4 protein-coding genes are annotated in these 4513 nt (G+C 73.3%); 1 reads left to right on the forward strand and 3 read right to left on the reverse strand.

Going from position 1 to position 4513, the window contains the following annotated elements:
* Positions 1-908, reverse strand: a 908-nt coding sequence (locus CQZ88_RS08665; protein ID WP_180986980.1) for an Hsp70 family protein, incomplete at its 3' end; no start/stop codon positions are given.
* 155 nt (positions 909-1063) lie between these two features.
* Between CQZ88_RS08665 and CQZ88_RS08670 the strand changes: the two genes are divergently transcribed.
* Entirely contained in the window at positions 1064-1579 is a 516-nt protein-coding gene (locus tag CQZ88_RS08670) for a protein tyrosine phosphatase (protein WP_102799605.1), read from the forward strand.
* On the opposite strand, the gene CQZ88_RS08675 is transcribed toward CQZ88_RS08670, so the two are convergent.
* Positions 1550-3238, reverse strand: a complete 1689-nt coding sequence (locus CQZ88_RS08675; RefSeq protein ID WP_102799606.1) for a polysaccharide biosynthesis tyrosine autokinase — start codon at positions 3236-3238, stop codon at positions 1550-1552. The two genes, CQZ88_RS08670 and CQZ88_RS08675, sit on opposite strands and share 30 nt — an antisense overlap.
* Positions 3238-4513: thioesterase domain-containing protein (locus CQZ88_RS30675; protein WP_258008513.1), on the reverse strand; the 1276-nt coding region annotated here is incomplete at its 5' end. The genes CQZ88_RS08675 and CQZ88_RS30675, both read right to left, overlap by 1 nt.

The raw sequence follows: 4513 nt of genomic DNA on the forward strand, positions 1-4513 counted from the left end.
GGGACGATGCGTTCGGTCGCCCCCGGCGGGACGATCAGTTCGGTGACCGCCGACGCGGTGGGGCCCGCGGCGACGGCGCGCAGGGCGCCGCCCTTGGCCAGGACGAGTTCGGGTTCGTGCGGCACCACGACGGGCAGCTTCATCCACGTCTCGAGCACCCGGCGCACCAGCCGGACGTGGGCGCCGCCGCCGAGCAGCACGATCGTCTCGGGCCGGGCGCCGGACCGGTGCACGACGTCGCGCAGGAACCGCGCGGAACCCTCCACGAGCGGGGTGATCAGCGGGTCGAAGGTCTCGAGGGACATGAGGATCACGCCGGCGGTGCCCGGCACGGCGACGGCGTCGCTGCCGGACAGCTGTTCCTTGGCCGTGCGGCACTGGGCGACGAACTCCTCGTCCTCCGGGTCGTCGGGTCGCCACACCCCGTCCGAGCCGAGCTGGTGCAGGCGCACCGCGTCGTCGAACAGGCGGCCGGAGACGGTCCTGGTGCGTTCGGTGTGCACGGCACCGGTGGTGCGGTCGACGACGGTGACGGTGAGCCCGGAGGCACCCAGGTCGTAGAGCACCGCGACGTCACCGGGGAGCTCGCCGGTGGCCCGCAGGTAGGCCAGGGCCGCCTCGGACTCGCCGACGAGGGTGTAGCGGTCGAGTCCCTGCTCGGCCATCGCGGCGCGGAGCCGCTCGGCGTCGGCGGCGTCGCGGTACACCAGGCCCACCCGCTCGACGGTGTCGCTCGCGATGCCGGCCTGCACGAGCACGCCCACGGTCTGCGCCGCGAGCCGTGCCGGATCGTCCTGCCTGGTCTCCACCACCTGGAACTGGTAGCCCGCGGCGGGCGCGGCCGGATCGATCGGACGAACGATCCGGACGGCACTCGTCCCTGCGGTCACCCCGAGAACCGAACTCATCAGCCGCCTTCTGATTGTGTTTTGCGCCGCACATCCACCCCCGGCGCATCCCGACCGCCCGATGCTACCGAACGGTCCGGACACGCCCACCCGGCGAATCGGACACACGCCGTCACAACCGGACGAGCGAGCCGTGTGCTGCCTAGGATCGAGCGATGCGGGTTCTGTACGTCTGTACCGGGAACATCTGCCGATCGCCCACCGCCGAGCTGTTGACCACCGCATACGCGACGGAAACCGGCCGGAGTGAGTTGTCCGCGCACAGCGCCGGCACCCGCGGCATGGTCGGGCGGCCCATGGAGCCGACGGCCGCGCTCGTGCTGCGCCAGCTCGGCGGCGAGCCCGACGGTTTCGTCGCCCGGCGCCTGTCGCCGCACCTCGCCCAGGACGCCGACCTGGTGATCACGATGGCCGAGTCGCATCGGGGGGCTGTGCTGCAGGCGGCGCCGCGGATGCTCAAGCGGACGTTCACGCTGCGCGAGGCCGCGCGGCTGCAGCAGCTCAGCGGCGCCGAGACCGTCGCCGAGCTCGCCGCGGCCCGGGCGCAGTTCCCCGCGCCCGGACCGGAGGACGTCACCGATCCGATCGGTCTGGACGAGGACACGTTCGTCGCCGTCGGGACCGAGATCGCCGATCTGCTGCTACCGCTGCTCGCCCGGATCCACGACTGACCCGTTGCGCGGGCCCTGCATGGGCGACGGCGCGACGGGCCGCGACACCGCCGTCGGCACCGCCTGCTCGCGGTAGGCGGGGTCGGCGGTGTACGCCTGCGGGGCCCGGTAGTGCTGTCCCGGCTGCGCGTCGTCGTGGTCCGGCCCGCCCCGGTGCGGCTGCTCCGGCCGGTACGGTTCCGGCCGGTTCTGCTCCTCGCGGTAGCGGCGTCCGCCGGTGGTCTGTGCAACAGGACCCGGCTGCACGGGAGCCGACCCGGCCGGGGCGGGCGTCGACGCAGCGGCCGGGGCCTTCTTCGCCGACTCGTCGGACTCGTAGTAGTACCGGTACTCGTAGGCGCCGCGGCCCTTGTTCGGCGTCATCGTGATGATGGTGCCGAGCAGGTGCGCGCCGGCGCTGCCCAGGTTGCCGACCGCGCGGCTGAGCTGCTCGCGGGTGGTCTTGCCGTGGCGAGCGATGAGCAGCGCGCCGTCGGTGGCCGCGGCGAGCACGACCGAGTCGGTTACGGGCAGGACCGTCGAGCCGTCGATGATCACGTACTCGAAGCGCGCCCGCAGGTGATCGATGACGTGCTTCGCGGTTTCGGAGCCGAGCAGCTCGCTGGGGTTGGGCGGCAGCGCCCCGGAGGCCAGCACCCACAGGCCCTCGTACTGGCTGGGCTGCAGCACGTCCTCCAGACCGGCCTGGCCCGACAGCACGGTGCTGAACCCGACGTCGCCGACGACCCCGAGGTACTTCGACACCCGCGGCCGGCGCAGGTCACCCTCGACGAGCACCACGGAATGGCCGGCCTCCGCGAGCACCAGCGCGGTGTTGATGGCCGTGGTGGTCTTGCCCTCGGCCGGCAGGGCGCTGGTGACGACGATGACGCGCGGCGGGTTGTCGACGTCGAGGAACTTGAGGTTGGTGCGCATCTCCCGGTACGCCTCCGCGCTGCCGGAGTTCGACTCCTGGAAGTCGATCGCCGCATGCTCCTGCCGCTCCTTGTCGAGGGGGATGGTGCCCACCAGGCCCGTCCCGGCGAGCTCCTCGACCGTCTTGCGGTCCTTGACGGTGTTGTCGAGCCGGTCGCGCAGCACCGCGAGGGCGATGCCGAGGAGCACGCCGACGGCGAGGCCGAGCGCGAGGTTGCGCTTCGTCTTCGGCGACACCGGGGTCACCGGGGTGTCGGCGTGCTGCTCGACGACGACCCGCGCGGTGGGCTCACCGCCGTTCTCGGGGGTCTCGAGCTCGCGCGCCATGACGACGAACTCGTCGGAGAGGGCGTTGGCGAGGTCCCGGGCCCGCTCCGGCGACTCGTCGTCGACCTTGACGTCGACGAGGACGGTGTCCGGGGCGGACGACGCGGTGACCTTTCCGGCGAGCTGCGACGGCGTGACGTCGGACAGGCCGAGCCGGTCGAGGGTGCGCTGCGCCAGCGTGGTGCCGGTGAGCAACTTGGTGTAGGAGGCGACGCGCTGCTGCGAGAACAGGTTGCCCTGGTAGATCTCGTTGACCGAGGCCCCGGAGGAGGTGGAGACGAACAGCCGGGTGCTCGCCTGGTAGATCGGGGTGGTGAGCAGGGAGGCTCCGAGCGCACCGAGTACCGCCACCACGGTCGTCACGGCGACGATCTTCCATCGCGCCTGCAGGATGCGTAGGTAGTCGTGTACTTCCATTACGGTGTCTCCCTCGTTGCTGTGACACTGTCGGTGCACCCTACGGGCGCGGAAATCTGTCGTTCGGTCAGGTGCCGGGCGAGCGTGGGGCCGATCAGGGCCAGCGCGCCGGGGGTGGTCAGGTCGGAGTGCGGGTAGGGCACGTCGTGCTCGGTGACACGGCGGACGTGGCGCCGCCAGCTCGCCGCGAGGTCGGGTCCGGTCGGCCCGCCGGGCCGGGCCCGGAACAGCACTGCGTCGCCGTCGAGGACGCGCGGGGTGTGCGCGGTGACGGCCTCCTCCAGCGCGGCGCCCGCGGCCAGAGCCCGCTCCCGGATCTCGGCGACGAACGTCGGCGGCAGGCCGGGCACCTCGAGCTCGACGACGGGTTCGTCCGGCAGGGCCGCGACGTCGGGGAGGGTGTCGGGGGTGAGCGTGTCGAGCAGGATCAGCGACGCCACCTGCTGCCCCGCCTCGTGCAGCTGCACGGCCATCTCGTGCGCGATGGTGCCGCCGAGCGACCAGCCCAGCAGGTGGTAGGGGCCTTCGGGCTGGACGGTGCGGATCCGGTCGAGGTAGCGGGCGGCGAACTCGGCGACGGTGCGCGGCAGCGGCTCGAGCCGGGTGGCCTGCAGCCCGTACAGCGCGACTCCGGGCAGGTGCGGCGCGAGTCCCGTGTAGCACCACGACATTCCGCTGATCGGGTGGACGCAGAACAGCGGGGTGCCGTCGGGGCGCCCCGCGAGCGGCACGAGCGTGGCGAGCGGGTCGGTGTCGTCGCCGCCGTGGTCGATCCGGTCGGCGAGATCGGCGACGGTGGGTGCGGTGAGCAGCCAGTCGAGCGGGACGTCGCGGTCGAGTTCGGCACGCAGGTCGGCGGCGACGGCGACGGCCCCGAGCGACGTGCCGCCGAGGTCGAAGAACCCGAGGTCGGCGGACACCGATCCGGGGGGCCGGCCGAGGTGCCGAGCGAACACGGCGGCGACCGTCTCGGCCGTCGCCCCGTCGGGTGGCACGAATCCGTCTGCGGGCGAGGCGAAGTCGGGACGTGGCAGCGCGGCGCGGTCGACCTTGCCGGACGGCAGCAGCGGCAGCGCGTCGACGACGGTGATCGCGGCGGGCCGCAGCGCGCGCGGCAGGTGCGCGGCCACGCGGGTGCGCAGCGCGGCGGCGTCGGCGCCGCCCTGCGCGTAGGAGGCGAGGACGGTTCCGCCCGCGGGCCCGGGCACGGCGACGGTGACGGCGGCCTCGACGCCGTCGGCGGCGGTGAGCACCGCGTCGATCTCGGCGGGTTCG

The sequence above is a fragment of the Rhodococcus sp. ENV425 genome (assembly GCF_002887785.1).
GTDB lineage: Bacteria > Actinomycetota > Actinomycetes > Mycobacteriales > Mycobacteriaceae > Rhodococcus > Rhodococcus aetherivorans.